Origin of the sequence: Pseudomonas sp. TWI628, assembly GCF_039673865.1 — a bacterium.
GTDB lineage: Bacteria > Pseudomonadota > Gammaproteobacteria > Pseudomonadales > Pseudomonadaceae > Aquipseudomonas.
This window is the reverse complement of the sequence record NZ_JBDJMM010000015.1, coordinates 1-15,801: the sequence shown is the minus strand read 5'-3', so window position 1 is coordinate 15,801 and position 15,801 is coordinate 1. Positions and strand designations below refer to the sequence as shown.

The window sequence follows — 15,801 nt, the reverse complement described above, 5'->3', positions numbered from 1 at the left end:
CAGCAACATCGTTATCTACCGAGCAAAACACATGCAAACCGCAACCCGATCTTCCTTCTTCGATATCACCAGCGAACAGGGCCTGTTACGCACCTCGATTGCCGTCACCCTGTTCATCGCTACCATCGGCATCGGCTTCGGCCTGGCCTCCGGCTCGTTCTCGATCGTCTTCGACGGCGTCTATTCGCTGGTCGACGCCAGCATGAGCGGCCTGTCGCTGGTGGTGGTCAAGCTGATCACCTCGCACGCCACCAGCCTGCAACTCTCGCGCAAACTGCGCGAGCGCTTCACCATGGGTTTCTGGCACCTGGAACCGATGGTCCTGGCACTCAATGGCATCCTGCTCAGCGGCGTCGCCATCTACGCGCTGATCAACGCTGTCAGCAGCCTGCTGCAAGGCGGCCGCCACCTGGAGTTCGGCATTGCCATGGTCTATGCGCTGCTGACCGTGATCGCCTGCGCGACCATCGCCGTGGTCGAGAACCGCGCCAACCGCAAGCTGAAGTCGGACTTCGTGCGCATGGACGTCAAAGGCTGGGTGATGTCCGCGAGCATCACTGCCGCCCTGTTGATCGCCTTCTGCTTCGGCTACGCAGTGCAGGGCACGCAATGGGAGTGGGTATCGCCGTACATCGACCCGGCGGTGCTGGCACTGGTCTGCCTGGTGATCATTCCGCTCCCCCTGTCGGTGGTGCGCCAGGCGCTGTCGGAGATCTTCCTGGTGACACCCGGCGACCTCAAGTTGCATGTCGACACCGTCGCCCGACAGTTCGTCGCCAGGCACGGCTTGAAGTCCTACAAGGCCTACGTGGCCAAGGTCGGGCGCTCACGCGAGATCGAACTCTATTTCATCGTGCCGGCGGACATGCCGCCACGCTCGATCACCGAATGGGATGCCTTGCGTGACGAGGTCGGTGAGGCCGTCGGCGGCGAAGGCCCGGATCGCTGGATCACCGTGGTGTTCACCGGCGACCCGGCCTGGGCGGAATAACCCCCCGCGTTAGTACTCGCGGCCGTCCAGCTGGCCGAGGTCAGCAGCCAGTTGCAGGCGTGCGGTGTACCACTCGACCACCGACGCGACCCGCCGTTGCTGCGCGTTGGCCAGATCGTTCTGGGCATTGAGCAGCTCGATGATGCTGCCGACCCCGGCCTTGTACCGCCCCAGCGCCACCCGGTGCGACTGACTGGCACTGGCGACCAGCCGGCGGCTGATGACCAGCGCCTGGGTACGTGCCTCCAGGGACTGGCGGCTGCGCCAGACGCTCAGCGCGATGGCACGCTGCGCACCGTACAGATCCTGCTCCCGCGCCGCCGCTTCCGCCTCGGCTGCGCGGGTCCGGCGGCGGGCCAGAAAGCCGTCGAAGATCGGCACGCTGACCTGCACGCCCACGGTCCAGGTTTCGATCTGCTGCCGCGAGGCCACCTGTTCGACCGGCGTATCCTCATGCCGGTAGTCGCTGTACAGCGAGATCGTCGGCCGCCCCTGGGCCCGCTCCGCCTCGGCCTTGGCCAGGCTGGAGGCCCATTGGGCACGAGCGCTTTCCACTGAAGGGTGGGCCTGCCGGGCCTGCTCCATCAACGCATCGACACTTTGCATGAAGCCTGCCTCCTGGCCTTGTGGCTCGTCCAGCGCCTCCAGGCGCAGGGGTGCGGAAGGCGACAGGTTCAAGGCACTGGCCAGCGCACCGCTGGCAATGGCCAGGTCACCCTCGGCCAACACCCGCTCCAGCTGCGCCTGCTCGAAGGTGGTCTGTGCCTGCAGGCGATCGGCGCGCTCCCCTGCCCCGGCCTGGTGCTTGGCGGTGGTCACCCGCAAGCTGTCGTCGGCCAGCGCCTCAATACTGCGCCGGGCCTCGAGCAAGGCGCTGCTGGCCTGCACCTGGTAGAACGCCTTGCTGGTGGCGAGTACCACCTGCTGGATCTTTTCCACCCGACTGCTGCTGGCCGCATTGAGCAACTGGCGGGCGCTTTCCACCCTGGCGTCCCGCAGACCGAAGTCGTACAGCACCCAGTTGAGGCTCAGCCCATAGCCGCTGGTCCGGGCATCGAGGCTGGAGCTGGCTTCGGGAAAACCGTCATAGCGCGTTTTGCGGTTGGCGCGGCCAGTGTTCGCCTGCCCCTGCAAGGTCGGCCAGTAGGCCGAGCGTTCGGCCTCCATGCTGGCCTGGTTGCTCAACTCCGTACGCCAGGCGGCCTGCAGCTCGGGGTCGGCGCACAAGGCCATGGCCACGGCGCGGGACAAAGACAGCGGCTGGTCGGCAGGCCATGCTCCGGGGCAGGCTTGCAAGGGCTGCGCGGCCTGGCCCTTAAGGCCGCACAGGCAAAGCACCATGGCCAGCATTGCGCGGCGCTTCATGATGCGCTCGTCACCCGCCCGTCGAGCAGCGCCACCACCCGCTGGGCCGAGCGGATGGTATCCGGCCGATGGGCGACGATCACGCGGGTTATGTGCAGCGCTTCCAGCGCCTGGTTGACTGCCGCCTCGCGCTGGATGTCCAGGTGGCTGGTGGCTTCGTCGAGGAACAGCAGCTTCGGGCGCCGGTACAGTGCGCGGGCCAACAGGATACGCTGCTTCTGCCCGCCGGAGAGGACTGCGCCCATGTCGCCGACCAGCGTGTTGTAGGCCATCGGCATGCGCGCGATGTCGTCATGCACGGCAGCCAGGCGTGCACACTGCTCGATCCAGGCCGGGTCGGCGTCATTGGCGAAGAAGCTGATGTTGTCGGCGATGGAACCGGCAAACAGTACGTCGTCCTGCAGCACGGTGGCGCTGATCCGGCGCAGGCGGTCTATCGAGCGGGCGTCGATGGGCTCGCCATCGAGCAGTACCTGCCCTTCTACCGGTGCGAGGATGCCCAGCATCACGTTCAGCAGCGTACTTTTGCCGCAACCTGAAGGGCCGACGATGGCCAGCGACTCACCCGGTTCGATCACCAGCGAAACACCGTCCAATACCCACGGCTCGTAGGCGTTATAGCGGAACCTCAGCTGACGCACTTCCAGGCGCGGCACAGGCCCTGCGTCTGCCTCCGGCAATGGCGGCGACTGCGGTTCGGCGGCCTCCAGCACAATGTCGGACAGGCGCTCACCATGCAGGCGCAGCATCACGACGTCGACCAGCTTGTCGATCAGCCCGGACACGCGACTGTTGAACTGGTCCTTGTAGGCACTGAAAGCGATCAGCATGCCGGCGCTGAACGCACCGTCCATCACCTGCCGGGCGCCCAGCCAGATCACCAGCAGGGTCACCAGGCCGAACAGCAAACCGTTGAAGGCGCGGTACAGCAGTTGCAGCTTCTGCGGCCGCAACCCGGCATTGATCTCGTCGATCAACAGGCCACTCCAGGTCGTCGCGCGCTGCTCCTGATGAGCGAACAGCTTCAGCGTGCGCACGCCGCGCATGGTTTCGAGAAAATGGCTCTGCTGCCTGGCTGCATGCACCAGCTCATCTTCGCTGGCCCGTCGCAGCGGCCCGAACCAGGCCCAGCGCGCCAACCCGTAGAGCACCATGGCAAACACCGCAATGAACGCCAAGGGCGGGCTGTAGAGAAACATCAGGACCAGGGTGACCACGGTCATCAGGCCATCGAGCAGGGCTTCGATGAACGAGGTGGTGAGGGTGCGCTGGATCGCCTTGAGCGAACCGAAGCGAGAAATGATATCGCCCAGATGCCGCCGCTCGAAGAACGCCACCGGCAGGCGCACCAAGTGGTTGAAGACATTGATCTGCCATTGGCTGCCGAGCAGCGTCCCCAGGTACATCAAGGCCCACGAACGCCCCAGCGACAGCACCTGCTGGGCCAGCAACATCAGGCCGAAGCCGATGGCCAGCACCGCCAGCAGGTCGCGATCGGCACTGACCAGCACTTTGTCGATCACCGTCTGCATGAAGAACGGCGCCAGCACCGTGCACAGCTCCAACGCCAGGCCCAGCGCCAGTACCTGGATGAACACGCCGCCAAACCCCTCGACCTTGCCCAGCAAACGCCGCAGGGACAGCCGCGTCTTCACCTCGCCCGGCTGGAAATCGCTGTGAGGCCATAGCTCAAGGGCGACGCCAGTGAAGGCCCTGGAGACCTCTTCGAGGCCGAGCTTGCGTACCCCGCGTGCCGGGTCATGGATGACCACGCCACGCGGGCCGACCTCCTTGAGCACCACGAAGTGGTTGAACTCCCAGTGCAGTATGCAAGGCAGACGCAATTGCGCCAGTGCCTCCAACTCCAGACGCAGCGGTCGCGTGGCGAGGCCCAACTGGCCGGCCATGGCCATCAGTTGCTTGAGCGTGGCCCCCTTCATGGAAGGCGCGAGCTTCTGGCGCAGGGCCTGCATGTCGTGCACCTGGCCATGATAGGCGGCAACCATCGCCAGGCAGGCCTGGCCACATTCGGCAGCCTCGACCTGCAGCATCACAGGCAGCTTGCGGCCGATGCCGAAGCTCAGGGAATGGTACAGGCTCACAAGCGTTTTCCTAAGCCGCGCAGGGGCTCGAGCAACCATTCGTAGAGCGGCAGCTCCTCCAGCATGATGTCTGCGTCCAGCTGCATGCCAGAACGCAGGGGTTCTTCACCGCCGCGGGCGAACAGGCTTTGTCGCTCCAGCGTGACCTTGACCCGATACAGCGGCCCTTGTTCACGCAACGCCTCGGAGGGCACGCCAACGCTCATCACCTCGTCAGCCGGCATGGCGCTGCGGGAAACCGACGCCACGGTACCGCGGGCCAGGCCAAAATGCTGGTAGGGGAAGGCCTGGTAGCGCAGCAGCACGACATTCCCTGGCCGCACGAAGCCGGCCGAGCGGCTGGGCACATGGAGCTCCGCGTACAGGCTGCTGTCCTGCGGCACCAGGCTAAGCAGCGGGCGACCGGTATCGGCGCGCGCACCGTTGACCACGCCTAACGCCGCCACCTCCCCGGCCACCGGGGCGGTGATCATCACTTGGCGCTTGACCTCGCTTTCCAGCAGGCTGCTCTGACTTTCCAGCAACCGGCGCTGCAGCTCCGCCATCTGCTTGGTCTGCTTGTAAGGCAATTCGGCAAGTTCGGCGCGCAACCCGGCGCTTTCGTTGCGCAGGGCCAGCAGTGAGCGGTTCAGTTCTTCGGCGCGAAGGCGCATTTCCAGCACGGCATCCTGACGGGCCTGGAGCAGGTCACGGGAAACGAAGTCCTGACGTTGCAGCTCGGCGTAGCGTTCGGCGATTCCCTGGGCCAGTGCCAGACGCTGGCGAGTCAGGGCAATCTGCGCGGCGACTTTTTCCTGTTCACCTTCCAGCATGCCGAGGCGACGGGTCTTGCCCTCACGTTCTTGCTGGTGAAGCACGCGGGTTTCGTCAATCTCGTCGGCCAGGCTGTTGTTGCGCCGGGCAAGGAGGCGGCTGATGGCATCCTGGTTGGCAGCTGCCTCACCGTTGCGGGTGTCACTGGCCAGGGTCAACAGGACCTGTCCCGCGTTGACGTGCTCGCCATCGCTGATGCGAAGGTCCTGCACCACCCCAATCTGCGGGGCGAAGACCTTGATCACCCCGGCTTCGGGCACCAGCACGCCGCTCACGGCTTCACGCCGCGTGTAGCTGGCAAAGGTGATGAACAGGCTTAAGGCGATGCAGAACAGCAGCGCACAGGCGCTGGCGATGCGCAAGGAGGGTGGCGATATCAATATCACGCTGCCCAGGTCGTTGTGTGCCCCTGATTGCAGTGCTTCCTTACGAAATAGCATTCCCTGGCCTACTACTGGCAGTTGCGAAATCGCCCGCAGCAAGTCCGGCTTCGGGCTAGGCCAGACTAATCAAGCCAGTCACACCGGGCACTAGTACAGATGCACTAGTGCGCGACACAGCGAGAACCGCATCACATTGTGGCAATAGGACACTAGGTCACCCGTGCTATTGCTTCAAGCGGCGGCCCCTTCACATGATTTGCCAGGTCCGGTGAACGCTTTGCCGGTGACGGAACAATACAACTTGAAGAGGACTCATCCATGAATACCGAACTTGAAAACCTGCGCACACTCGACGATGACGAACTGGAACAGGTCAGTGGAGGCATTTCAGCTTTTGGCTACCACGCCGGGGCCAGCGTCGTTAACTATGGCCAAGGCCCGACCCTGCATGTGAGCTGGGGCAGTAACAGCGGCAAGTACAACTTTTTCGAACTGAAGCTGTGCTGATTGGCCAGGTCCGCCGCCCTTGAGGAGGTGGCCTTTTGCCGTTCTTGAAGGCCCGGAACGACAAAGCCCGCGACCATTGCTGGTTGCGGGCTTTGTGTTACTGCATATGGTGGGTCGTGTAGGATTCGAACCTACGACCAATTGGTTAAAAGCCAACTGCTCTACCAACTGAGCTAACGACCCGTTGGGTGGCGCGTATAATACTGATTTCTAACGGGAAATCAATACCTGAGCCAGCCTTTTGTCAAAAGTAGCGGGTCGGGTCTGCGACACCCGCCGCCTTGAAACCATCAGCACGCAGGCGGCAGCTGTCGCATTTGCCACATGCCTGGCCTTCATCATTGGCCTGGTAGCAGGAAACCGTCAGGCTGTAGTCCACGCCTCGGGCGATACCTGCCTGCACGATCTGCGCCTTGCTCATGTTCTGCAGCGGCGCCTGAATGCGGAAGCCCTGCCCTTCGACACCCGCCTTGGTGGCCAGGTTGGCCATGCGCTCGAACGCCTCGACGAACTCCGGGCGGCAATCCGGGTAGCCGGAATAGTCCACTGCGTTGACGCCGATGAAGATGTCACGCGCTTCCAGCACCTCTGCCCAGCCCAGGGCCAGCGACAGGAACACAGTGTTGCGGGCCGGCACGTAGGTTACCGGAATGCCCTCGCCTGGGGTCTCCGGCACGTCGATACTGCTGTCGGTCAGGGCCGAGCCGCCGATGCCGTCGAGGTTGAGGCCGATGACCTTGTGCTCGACCACGCCCAGGTCGCGGGCGACGCGGGCAGCGGCATTCAGCTCGGCGCGATGGCGCTGGCCATAGTCGAAGCTCATGGTGTAGCAGCTGTAGCCTTCGGCCTTGGCCATGGCTACGACCGTGGCCGAATCGAGGCCGCCTGACAGCAGGATTACCGCGCGTTTCTCAGTCATTTCTTTCACTCCTCAATCAACGTCCGGGTTCGTCGTTCCACAGCAGCTTGTGCAGCTGCATCTGGAAGCGAACGGGCAGGTTGTCGGCGACGATCCAGTCGGCCAGCTCGGTGGCGCTCACCTGATGATGGCTGGGCGAGAACAGTACTTCGCCCGCGCGTTCGGCCAGGTTGTACTGGATCAGCTTGGACACCGCCCAGTCATAGTCCTCACGGGAACAGATGACGAACTTGACCTGGTCGTTGCGGGTCAGCTGTTCGATGTTCTCGTAGCGGTTGCGGTGCGACTCTTCCGACCCTGGGGTCTTGAGGTCGACCACGCGGCTGACGCGCACATCGGTGCCCGAGATATCCAGGGCGCCGCTGGTTTCCAGTGAGACCTCGTAGCCGGCATCGCACAGGCGCTGCAGCAGCGGCAAGGCGTTCGGCTGGGCCAACGGTTCGCCGCCGGTGACGCAGACGTAACGCGGCTTGAAGCCGGCCACCTGCTCAAGGATCGAATCGAGGGTGCGAAGGGTGCCGCCGGTGAAGGCGTAGGCGCTGTCGCAGTACTGGCAGCGCAGGGGGCAACCGGTCAGGCGCACGAATACCGTGGGCAGCCCGGCCGTTCGTGTTTCACCCTGCAAAGAGTAAAAGACTTCGGTAATGCGTAATGTGTCTTGCATGCTCGCCACGGGCGTGACAGCTAAACAGGCTGTCCGCCTCCGTCAGGCACTGTCGCGGACTCGACATGGCGTTATCCGCTACAGCGTGTTTATAAAAAAAGGGTTGTGATTCTAACGAAAAAACCCGCGACAGGCGCGGGTTTCTTGCAAAGGTGCAGCTTAGAGCTTCTGCAGGTCGCGTTGCGCCAGTTGCGCGGCAGACGTGCCGGGGTACTGGGTGATGACTTGCTGCAGGATGCCCTTGACCTTGTCGGTGTGGCCCATGCGGCGCTCGACGTCAGCCAGTTTGTACAGCGAATCTGGCACCTTGCTGTGCTTGGGGTACTTCTGGCTGACCTGGGCGAACGCCTGGCTGGCAGCTGGCAGGTCGCCCTTGGCCAGGTTCACCTCACCCAGCCAGTATTGGGCGTTGCCGGCGTACTGGCTGTTCGGGTACTTGCGCAGGAAGGCGTTGAACGCCTGGCTGGCCTTGTCGAAGTCCTTCTGCTTGATCTGGTCGAAAGCTGCGTCGTAATAGAGCTTTTCTTTCGCCGGATCACCGGGCTCGCTACTGGCGGCCGGTTGTTGCGCAGCGGCGCCAGCGGCGCCTGCTGCTGCACCGGCGGCGGCATCGGGTGCACCACCGGTGGAGGAATTATCGGGGGTCGCGGCAGGCGCGCCACCACTGTTGATGCGACGATCAAGATCCTGGTATCGCTCCAGGTTTTCCTGCTTCATGCGCGACACATCGTTCTGCAGCTCTTCGATGATGCCTTGCTGACGGGAAAGTTGATCCTGCATCTGTTGCAACTGCATGAACAGCTGGCCCTGTGCCGAGGCAGGGGTCGAAGCCCCTGCGCCGGCATAGGTGCCGCTCGTGCCATAACCGGAAGGTGGGTAAGCACCCCCGTTGTCATCAACTACAGGAACCGCAGCCCACGCCGAAAGCGGAAGGCTGAGTGCGAGGACGGTTACAGCACGACGGCACATACGCATAAGAACTTACTTACGCAGTTCTACGCGACGGTTCTGAGCCCAGGACTGCTCGTCGTTGCCGGTGGCAACTGGACGCTCTTCGCCGTAGGAGACCAGTTCCAGCTGAGCAGGGGAAACGCCCTGCAGAACCAGGTAGCGCTGAACGGCTTTCGCACGACGCTCACCCAGAGCCATGTTGTACTCGCGGGTGCCGCGCTCGTCGGTGTTGCCTTCCAGGACAACGCGGTTGCCGTTGGCTTTCAGGTCCTTGGCGTGAACGTCCAGAGCGCGCATGGCTTCTGGCTTCAGGTCCGAGCTGTCGTATTCGAAGTAGAAGGTGGTGATTGCGCGCAGGGCAGCTTCTTCGCTCAGGGAGCCGTCAACAGCGCCAGTGTTGGCACCGTAGCCAGCGTTCGGATCAACAGCGCCTTCACCAGCGTTGTCACCGCCTTTCGAGGAGCAACCTACAGCTACGGCCATGGCCAGAGCCAGCGCAGCAAATTTACCAAACTTCAGCATTTCCATCGTGAAACTCCTAATGAAACCCCAGTGTGTTAAGCAAAAACGTATTACGCCGCAATCAGTTCAGGTAAGGGGACCAGGACGGTTCTCTGACTTCGCCTTGAGCGGTAGGAAGTGGGAGCCTCACACGGCCGTTAAGCGACACGAGCATCAAGACTCCCCGGCCCTGCTGGCGGGTGGCGTAGATTAGCATGGTGCCGTTAGGCGCAACAGTGGGCGACTCATCAAGACTCGTTTCCGAGAGAATCTTTACACTTCCACGCTGCAAGTCCTGTGCCGCCACCTTGAAGTTGGTGAAGCCCTGCTGACGATGGATCATGACCAGGGTCTTTTCATCCGCCGACAGTTTCGGGTTGGCGTTGTAGTTACCCACGAACGTCACACGCTCGGCACCACCACCGCTGACCGACTGCTTGTAGATCTGTGGCTTGCCGCCGCGGTCGGAGGTGAAGTACAGGGTGTTGCCATCCTTGCCCCAGAACGGTTCGGTGTTGATGCCTGGGCCTGCGGTAACACGGCTGATCTGGCGCGAGGCCACGTTCATCACGTAGATGTCCGGGTTGCCGTCCTTGGACAGCACGAACGCCAGGCGCGAACCATCCGGCGACCAGGCTGGCGCGCCGTTCAGGCCTTCGAAGTTGGTTACCTGCTCGCGGCGGCCAGTGTCGATGTTCTGCACGAAGATGCGCGGGCGCTTCTGCTCGAACGAAACATAGGCAATGCGCTTGCCATCCGGCGCGAAGCGGGGCGACAGGATCGGCTCACGCGACTGCAGCAGGGTCACTGCACGAGCACCGTCGTAGTCCGAACGCTGCAGGGTGTAGCGGGTATTGTTGGTGGAGAAGCGCTCGGCCGTCACATACAGCATGCGGGTAGAGAACGCACCCTTGATGCCGGTGAGCTTTTCAAACGACTGGTCGGCAATGTAGTGCGCCATGTCGCGCAACTGGTCGGTGCTGCCCGCCACGCTACCGGTCAGCACTTGCTGCTCGGTGGCGACGTTGAACAGCGCGTACTGCACCTGCAGGCGACCGCCCGACGGCACGATGCTGCCAACCATCACGTACTGGGCACCCAGCGCTTTCCAGTCACGGAAGATGACTTCGCTGGCCTGGGTAGGCTGGCTGATCATGTTCTGACGCGGAATCGGCGAGTAGTAGCCCGAGTTGCGCAGGTCGTTGCCGATGATGTCGGCCATGTCTTCTGGCAGCACACTGCCACCCTGCAGACCGAACGGCACTACCGCGATGGGCGTGGCCCGATCGCTGCCGCTGGTGACCAGGATGTTCTTTTCCTCTGCCATGGCCATGCCAGCCACGCAGCAGAGCATGACCAGCATTCCTCGAAGGAGTTTAATCACAACGCTAGATCCTCAGGTGTAAATGTCATCTTGAACGAACGATAACGATTGAAATCGCTCGGCTTCATACCCTGCATCTCGGTCAAACGACCGATGTTCTTCACTGCCGCCACCGCCGAACTGTCGAACGGACCATCGCCACTGGACTTGATCACGCTGACACCGGTGACGGTACCGTCCGGCAACATGTTGACCTGCAGGGTCACCGTCATGCCCTTACGCGCGGAAGGCGGACGTGCCCAGCCCTCGGCCGCGCGCATGCGGATCAGGTCGTCGAAGTCGCCGGCCACCTGGTCTCCCTGCTCGTCAGCCAGGGCCTGCTGCCGCTCGGTGGTGTCGGACAACAGCTCGGCCAGGGCCTGAGCTTTCTTGTCCTCCGCCGACTTGCGGGCCGCTTCCTGTGCTTTCTTCTTCTGAGCATCTGCAGCGGCCTTTTTCTTGGCCTCTTCAGCTGCCTTTTTCTTCGCTTCCTCGGCCGCCGTTTTCTTCTTGGCGTCCTCGGCGGCTTTCTTCTTCGCGTCTTCGGCGGCCTGCTTCTTGGCCTCCTCGGCTGCTTTTTTCTTGGCTTCTTCCTCGGCCTGCTTCTTCGCCTCTTCCTCGGCCTTCTTCTTGGCGATGTCGGCCTGCTGCTTCTCGGCGGCCTTCTTCGCCTCTTCGGCCTTCTTGGACTCGGCGGCTTTCTTGGCTTCGGCAGCCTTCGCCGCTTCCTCGGCCTTCTTGGCTTCGGCGGCTTCGCGTGCTTCCTCAGCCTTTTGAGCGGCGTCGGCTTTCTTTTGTTCCGCGGCCTTGATGGCCTCCTGCTCGACCTTCTTCTGCTCCAGCTGCTCGACTTCGGTCTGGCGCGAGGCGGTTTTCTTCGCTTCCCCGGCAATCTTCTGATTGGTCTGGGTGGTCGCCTGGCTCTTCGACTTGAGCTGATACAGGGTAGCCTGAACAATCGGCTTGGAAGGCGGCAGTTCAGGCGTCATGGCAAAGCTGACGAACAGCAAGGCGAACACCAGCACATGCAGGCCGATGGCCCAGACACTGGGCCAGAAGTAGCTTTCCGAGGCGGATGGCTCTCGCTGTTGCATCAGGGCGCCTCGGTAATCAGGCCAACGTTACCGACACCGGCCTTCTGCAACCCGCCCATGGCGCCCATGACGGCGCCGTAGTCGACAGCCTTGTCGCCACGAATGAAGACCTGGGTCTGCTTGCCCTGGTCGCGACCGGCGGCAATGATCTTGGTCACTGCGCTGGTCATGTCCGGCAAGGTCATGGCCTTGTCCATCTGCTTGTCGGTGTCGACTTCGCTGCCGAGGTTCCAGTAGTAGGTCTTGTCGGCCTTGATGGAGATGGTGAGGATCTGGACGTTGTTGTCCTGCGGCAAGGCTTCGCTGGAAACCTTGGGCAGGTCGACCTTCACGCCCTGGTTGAGCATGGGCGCCGTCACCATGAAGATGACCAGCAGCACCAGCATCACGTCGATGTAGGGCACCACGTTCATCTCGGCGACGGGCTTGCGTTTGTGGCGAACTCGGGCCATGGGCTTCTACCTGATTACTCTTCGCTGGTGTGCACTTTGCGGTGCAGGATCGCCTGGAACTCGTCGGCGAAGGTGTAGTAACGGCCGATCAGCACTTCGCTGCGCGCCGCAAAACGGTTGTAGGCAATGACCGCCGGAATGGCCGCGAACAGGCCGATGGCAGTGGCGACCAGCGCCTCGGCGATGCCCGGGGCAACGGTGGCCAGGGTGGCCTGCTGGGCACTGGCCAGGCCGCGGAACGAGTTCATGATGCCCCACACGGTACCGAACAGGCCGATGTACGGGCTGGTCGAACCGACGGTGGCGAGGAACGGCAGGCTCTGCTCGAGCTTTTCTTCTTCACGCGAGATGGCCACGCGCATGGCACGTGCCACGCCTTCCATGACCGCGTCCGGGTCAACACCCGGCTGCTGGCGCAGGCGCGAGAACTCCTTGAAGCCGGCACGGAAGACCTGCTCCACACCGGAATCCGGGTCCGGGTTGCTGCCTGCCTGACGATACAGCTTGGACAGGTCGATACCCGACCAGAAGCGCTCCTCGAAGGCATCCAGCGCACGGCGACCGGCGCGCAGCATGGTGCTGCGCTGAAAGATCATGATCCATGAAGTGACCGAGGCGGCCACCAGGGTCAGCATTACCAGCTGTACCACCACGCTGGCATTGCTGACCAGACTCCACATGGAGGTATGGTCGACGACGTTAGCTTCCACGCTTATTCTCCTGCGTTCGATTGATTACCCGAGCCGTCCGCCGCAAAGGCGTCGCGCAGCTCTGGGGGTATGGCTCGGGGTTTGAAAGTGTCGGCGCGCACGGCGGCCACCAGGAACTGCCCTTCGCAGAGCAGCGTTTCATCTTTTTCCCGCCAGACCTGCTGCACGAATCGCAGGCTGGCGCGATTGAGTTCAAGTACTTGCGCGGTGACCCTCAGCTCGTCGTCCAGGCGTGCCGGCGCGTGATAGCGGGCTTCACTGGAGTGAACCACGAACAGCAGGTTGTCCTCGGCCAGTTGCAACTGGGAAAAGCCCAGATGCCGCAGGCGCTCGGTGCGCGCGCGCTCCATGAATTTCAGGTAATTGACGTAATACACCACGCCACCGGCATCGGTATCCTCGTAATAGACGCGACAACGGTGTGCGAACGGTTCCAGGCCATTTTGCGCGCGCATACTCTAGTGCTTACTCCTCAGCTTGCCAATCCGCAGCGGCAACTGTTTTTTGTTCATTAATGTCGAATTGCCAGCGCGCCATCGGCATGCCAGCGGTAGGACCACGAAAAGCGGGTTTTGATCTGTCATTCATCGCCTGGCTCGGAAAATTCGCCCGCACCGCCCAGGCTGCCAGGCACATTCAAGCCAAAGTGCAGATAGGCATGCCGGGTAACCACGCGACCGCGCGGGGTGCGCATGATGTACCCCTGCTGGATCAGGTAGGGCTCGAGCACATCCTCGATGGTGTGGCGCTCCTCGCTGATGGCTGCAGCCAGGTTGTCCACGCCCACCGGGCCACCGTCGAACTTTTCGATCATGGTCAGCAGCAGGCGGCGGTCGGAATGGTCGAAACCGCGCTCGTCGACATCCAGCAGGTTCAGCGCCATGTCGGCCACGGCCTTGGTGATGTGGCCCTTGCCGCGCACCTCGGCGTAGTCGCGCACCCGGCGCAGCAGGCGGTTGGCGATACGTGGCGTGCCGCGGGCGCGACGGGCGATCTCATAGGCGCCGTGATCCTCGATGGCCAGGCCCAGGATGCCGGCCGAACGGCTGACGATCGTCGCCAGGTCCTTGTCGCTGTAGAACTCCAGGCGCTGGACGATACCGAAACGGTCGCGCAACGGGTTGGTGAGCATGCCGGCGCGGGTGGTAGCGCCCACCAGGGTGAACGGCGGCAGGTCGAGCTTGATCGACCGGGCGGCAGGGCCTTCGCCGATCATGATGTCGAGCTGGAAGTCCTCCATCGCCGGGTACAGCACCTCCTCGACCACCGGTGACAGGCGATGAATTTCATCGATAAACAGCACATCGTGCGGTTCGAGGTTGGTCAGCATCGCCGCCAGGTCGCCCGGCCGCTCGAGGATCGGCCCCGAGGTGCTCTTGACCGACACACCCATTTCCTGGGCGATGATGTTGGCCAAGGTGGTCTTGCCCAGCCCGGGCGGGCCGAAGATCAGCGTGTGGTCGAGCGACTCGCCGCGGCCACGGGCCGCCTGGATGAACAGCGCCATCTGCTCGCGCACCACCGGCTGGCCGATGTACTCGTCCAGGCGCAACGGGCGGATCGCACGGTCCTGGACTTCTTCACGGTCGCGGCCACTGGCGGCGATCAGACGGTCGGCTTCGATCACTTGGTAATCATCCCTTTAAGGCTGCGACGAATGAGCTCTTCGCTGCTCAGGCCGGCCTTGTCCTTGATCGCGGCGATGGCCTTGCTTGCTTCCTGCGGCTTGTAGCCCAAGGACACCAGGGCGCTGACCGCATCGGCCTCGGCGGAAGACTCGCTGGCCACTGGCAGCGGGCCATCGGAGACCAGGGTAAACATGGCCGGAGAGGTTTCCCAGGCCTTGAAGCGGTCCTTGAGTTCCACCAACAGGCGCTCGGCGGTCTTCTTGCCAACGCCAGGCACACGCACCAGAACGGCAGTATCCTGAGCCTGCACGCAGCGTATCAGCTCGTCCACTTCCAGGCCGGACATCAGTGCCAGCGCCAGCTTGGGGCCCACGCCATTCAGACGGATCAGCTCGCGGAACAGCTCGCGCTCGCGCTTTTCGGCAAAGCCGTAGAGCAGGTGAGCGTCTTCGCGCACCACCAGGTGGGTATGCACGGTCACTGGTTCGCCGACCTTGGGCAGGCGATACAGGGTGGTCATCGGCACTTCCAGCTCGTAGCCCACGCCGTTGACGTCGATAATCAGGTGCGGCGGCTGTTTTTCCGCCAGGGTGCCGCGCAAACGTCCAATCACGTTCCGATCCTTCCTCTTGGGGAGCCGGTCGAAGACCGCTCAACCCTATCAGCAAATGCTATGGGTGAACGTTTCACCCGGACAAAATGTGTATCAGGTCATGAAGTGCTTACAGACGCAAGCGCCCACCGCGGCGCCGCGCCGTGGCCAGGCCGTGGGGCACCAGGCTGGAACGGGTATGGGCATGGCACATCGCGATGGCCAATGCGTCCGAGGCATCGATTTGTGGCTTCTGGGTCAGCTTGAGCAGGTGCATGACCATCAGCATCACCTGCTCTTTATTTGCCCCGCCGCTGCCGGCGACTGCCTGCTTGACCTGGCTGGCGCTGTATTCGGCGATTTCCAGGCCGGCTTCGGCGGCGGCAACGATGGCTGCGCCGCGAGCCTGGCCAAGCTTGAGCGCAGAATCGGCGTTGCGCGCCATGAATACCCGCTCGATGCCCATGGTCACCGGGCCGTGCTGGGCGATGATCTCGCTGACACCGCGAAAAACAATCTGCAACCGCTCAGGCAGCTCGCCGCTGCCGGTGCGAATACAGCCCGACGCCACGTACTCGCAACCACGAGCAGTCTGGCGGACCACACCGTAGCCGGTGATGCGCGAGCCGGGGTCGATACCAAGAATCAGAGTCATAGTGCCCGTATTTAAAAGCATGCATGTGTGCAAACTGTACCGGCCCTTTCGCGGGTAAACCCGCTCCCACAGGTACTGCACCCAATTCGAAGTTGGTGCAGTACCTGTGGG

17 protein-coding genes and 1 tRNA gene are annotated in these 15,801 nt (G+C 62.8%); 2 read left to right on the top strand and 16 right to left on the bottom strand.

Annotated elements, in window-relative coordinates:
- Positions 1 to 31 precede the first annotated feature (31 nt).
- Complete coding sequence (locus tag ABE528_RS13300; RefSeq protein WP_152954053.1) at positions 32 to 991, top strand: cation transporter; 960 nt, start codon at positions 32 to 34, stop codon at positions 989 to 991.
- Between the two features lie 9 nt (positions 992 to 1,000).
- Here the strand turns inward: ABE528_RS13300 and ABE528_RS13295 are convergent, their stop codons facing one another.
- The 3 genes from ABE528_RS13295 to ABE528_RS13285 are packed head-to-tail and all read right to left on the bottom strand — an operon-like array spanning position 1,001 to position 5,711.
- The gene (locus ABE528_RS13295) at positions 1,001 to 2,356 is read right to left on the bottom strand and encodes a TolC family protein (RefSeq protein WP_346653208.1); all 1,356 of its coding nucleotides are present in this window, start codon (positions 2,354 to 2,356) and stop codon (positions 1,001 to 1,003) included.
- Positions 2,353 to 4,458 (bottom strand): peptidase domain-containing ABC transporter, encoded by a 2,106-nt coding sequence (locus ABE528_RS13290; RefSeq protein WP_346653207.1) that lies wholly within the window; start codon positions 4,456 to 4,458, stop codon positions 2,353 to 2,355. The genes ABE528_RS13295 and ABE528_RS13290 overlap by 4 nt, the downstream gene beginning before the upstream one ends.
- Positions 4,455 to 5,711: an HlyD family efflux transporter periplasmic adaptor subunit gene (locus ABE528_RS13285; RefSeq protein ID WP_346653206.1), complete on the bottom strand. Its 1,257-nt coding sequence runs from the start codon at positions 5,709 to 5,711 to the stop codon at positions 4,455 to 4,457. The genes ABE528_RS13290 and ABE528_RS13285 overlap by 4 nt, the downstream gene beginning before the upstream one ends.
- 261 nt (positions 5,712 to 5,972) lie before the next feature.
- On the opposite strand from ABE528_RS13285, the gene ABE528_RS13280 reads away from it, so the two are divergent.
- A complete protein-coding gene (locus ABE528_RS13280) occupies positions 5,973 to 6,161 on the top strand; it encodes a bacteriocin (protein ID WP_152954057.1) in 189 nt (62 codons plus the stop codon).
- A gap of 107 nt (positions 6,162 to 6,268) precedes the next feature.
- Here ABE528_RS13280 and ABE528_RS13275 read toward each other — a convergent pair.
- The 13 genes from ABE528_RS13275 to ruvC all read right to left on the bottom strand — a co-directional run bounded on the left by ABE528_RS13275 (position 6,269) and on the right by ruvC (position 15,690).
- A tRNA-Lys gene (locus tag ABE528_RS13275) sits at positions 6,269 to 6,344 on the bottom strand.
- Between the two features lie 61 nt (positions 6,345 to 6,405).
- Positions 6,406 to 7,080, bottom strand: a complete 675-nt coding sequence (gene queC, locus ABE528_RS13270; RefSeq protein ID WP_079229346.1) for a 7-cyano-7-deazaguanine synthase QueC — start codon at positions 7,078 to 7,080, stop codon at positions 6,406 to 6,408.
- 16 nt (positions 7,081 to 7,096) lie between these two features.
- On the bottom strand, positions 7,097 to 7,744 hold the full coding sequence (queE, locus tag ABE528_RS13265; protein WP_152955743.1) for a 7-carboxy-7-deazaguanine synthase QueE: 648 nt from the start codon (positions 7,742 to 7,744) through the stop codon (positions 7,097 to 7,099).
- 159 nt (positions 7,745 to 7,903) lie between these two features.
- On the bottom strand, positions 7,904 to 8,719 hold the full coding sequence (gene ybgF, locus ABE528_RS13260; RefSeq protein WP_152955744.1) for a tol-pal system protein YbgF: 816 nt from the start codon (positions 8,717 to 8,719) through the stop codon (positions 7,904 to 7,906).
- 6 nt (positions 8,720 to 8,725) lie between these two features.
- Positions 8,726 to 9,223, bottom strand: coding sequence for a peptidoglycan-associated lipoprotein Pal (gene pal, locus ABE528_RS13255; RefSeq protein ID WP_023381906.1), 498 nt, complete (start codon positions 9,221 to 9,223; stop codon positions 8,726 to 8,728).
- 55 nt (positions 9,224 to 9,278) lie between these two features.
- On the bottom strand, positions 9,279 to 10,559 hold the full coding sequence (gene tolB / locus ABE528_RS13250; protein ID WP_152955760.1) for a Tol-Pal system beta propeller repeat protein TolB: 1,281 nt from the start codon (positions 10,557 to 10,559) through the stop codon (positions 9,279 to 9,281).
- Positions 10,560 to 10,576: 17 nt separating this feature from the next.
- Positions 10,577 to 11,653, bottom strand: a complete 1,077-nt coding sequence (gene tolA / locus ABE528_RS13245; protein ID WP_346653205.1) for a cell envelope integrity protein TolA — start codon at positions 11,651 to 11,653, stop codon at positions 10,577 to 10,579.
- The gene (tolR, locus tag ABE528_RS13240; RefSeq protein ID WP_008090221.1) at positions 11,653 to 12,105 is read right to left on the bottom strand and encodes a protein TolR; all 453 of its coding nucleotides are present in this window, start codon (positions 12,103 to 12,105) and stop codon (positions 11,653 to 11,655) included. Before tolR ends, tolA begins: the two co-directional genes overlap by 1 nt.
- A 14-nt stretch (positions 12,106 to 12,119) precedes the next feature.
- The gene (gene tolQ / locus ABE528_RS13235) at positions 12,120 to 12,815 is read right to left on the bottom strand and encodes a protein TolQ (protein ID WP_027919953.1); all 696 of its coding nucleotides are present in this window, start codon (positions 12,813 to 12,815) and stop codon (positions 12,120 to 12,122) included.
- Between the two features lie 2 nt (positions 12,816 to 12,817).
- Complete coding sequence (gene ybgC / locus ABE528_RS13230; RefSeq protein WP_346653204.1) at positions 12,818 to 13,270, bottom strand: tol-pal system-associated acyl-CoA thioesterase; 453 nt, start codon at positions 13,268 to 13,270, stop codon at positions 12,818 to 12,820.
- 125 nt (positions 13,271 to 13,395) lie between these two features.
- Complete coding sequence (gene ruvB / locus ABE528_RS13225; protein ID WP_346653203.1) at positions 13,396 to 14,442, bottom strand: Holliday junction branch migration DNA helicase RuvB; 1,047 nt, start codon at positions 14,440 to 14,442, stop codon at positions 13,396 to 13,398.
- Complete coding sequence (ruvA, locus tag ABE528_RS13220) at positions 14,439 to 15,056, bottom strand: Holliday junction branch migration protein RuvA (protein ID WP_346653202.1); 618 nt, start codon at positions 15,054 to 15,056, stop codon at positions 14,439 to 14,441. The genes ruvB and ruvA overlap by 4 nt, the downstream gene beginning before the upstream one ends.
- 109 nt (positions 15,057 to 15,165) lie before the next feature.
- Positions 15,166 to 15,690: a crossover junction endodeoxyribonuclease RuvC gene (gene ruvC, locus ABE528_RS13215; protein WP_027919957.1), complete on the bottom strand. Its 525-nt coding sequence runs from the start codon at positions 15,688 to 15,690 to the stop codon at positions 15,166 to 15,168.
- Positions 15,691 to 15,801: the final 111 nt, after the last annotated feature.

What these genes read in the sequence shown, in the direction of transcription:
- tolB (WP_152955760.1), bottom strand. Translation starts at nt 10,559, where the DNA reads ATGCTGGTCATGCTCTGCTGCGTGGCTGGCATGGCCATGGCAGAGGAA.
- ABE528_RS13300 (WP_152954053.1), top strand. Translation starts at nt 32, where the DNA reads ATGCAAACCGCAACCCGATCTTCCTTCTTCGATATCACCAGCGAACAG.
- ABE528_RS13285 (WP_346653206.1), bottom strand. Translation starts at nt 5,711, where the DNA reads ATGCTATTTCGTAAGGAAGCACTGCAATCAGGGGCACACAACGACCTG.
- tolA (WP_346653205.1), bottom strand. Translation starts at nt 11,653, where the DNA reads ATGCAACAGCGAGAGCCATCCGCCTCGGAAAGCTACTTCTGGCCCAGT.
- tolR (WP_008090221.1), bottom strand. Translation starts at nt 12,105, where the DNA reads ATGGCCCGAGTTCGCCACAAACGCAAGCCCGTCGCCGAGATGAACGTG.
- ybgF (WP_152955744.1), bottom strand. Translation starts at nt 8,719, where the DNA reads ATGCGTATGTGCCGTCGTGCTGTAACCGTCCTCGCACTCAGCCTTCCG.
- pal (WP_023381906.1), bottom strand. Translation starts at nt 9,223, where the DNA reads ATGGAAATGCTGAAGTTTGGTAAATTTGCTGCGCTGGCTCTGGCCATG.
- queC (WP_079229346.1), bottom strand. Translation starts at nt 7,080, where the DNA reads ATGACTGAGAAACGCGCGGTAATCCTGCTGTCAGGCGGCCTCGATTCG.
- ABE528_RS13280 (WP_152954057.1), top strand. Translation starts at nt 5,973, where the DNA reads ATGAATACCGAACTTGAAAACCTGCGCACACTCGACGATGACGAACTG.
- queE (WP_152955743.1), bottom strand. Translation starts at nt 7,744, where the DNA reads ATGCAAGACACATTACGCATTACCGAAGTCTTTTACTCTTTGCAGGGT.
- ybgC (WP_346653204.1), bottom strand. Translation starts at nt 13,270, where the DNA reads ATGCGCGCGCAAAATGGCCTGGAACCGTTCGCACACCGTTGTCGCGTC.
- ABE528_RS13295 (WP_346653208.1), bottom strand. Translation starts at nt 2,356, where the DNA reads ATGAAGCGCCGCGCAATGCTGGCCATGGTGCTTTGCCTGTGCGGCCTT.
- ruvC (WP_027919957.1), bottom strand. Translation starts at nt 15,690, where the DNA reads ATGACTCTGATTCTTGGTATCGACCCCGGCTCGCGCATCACCGGCTAC.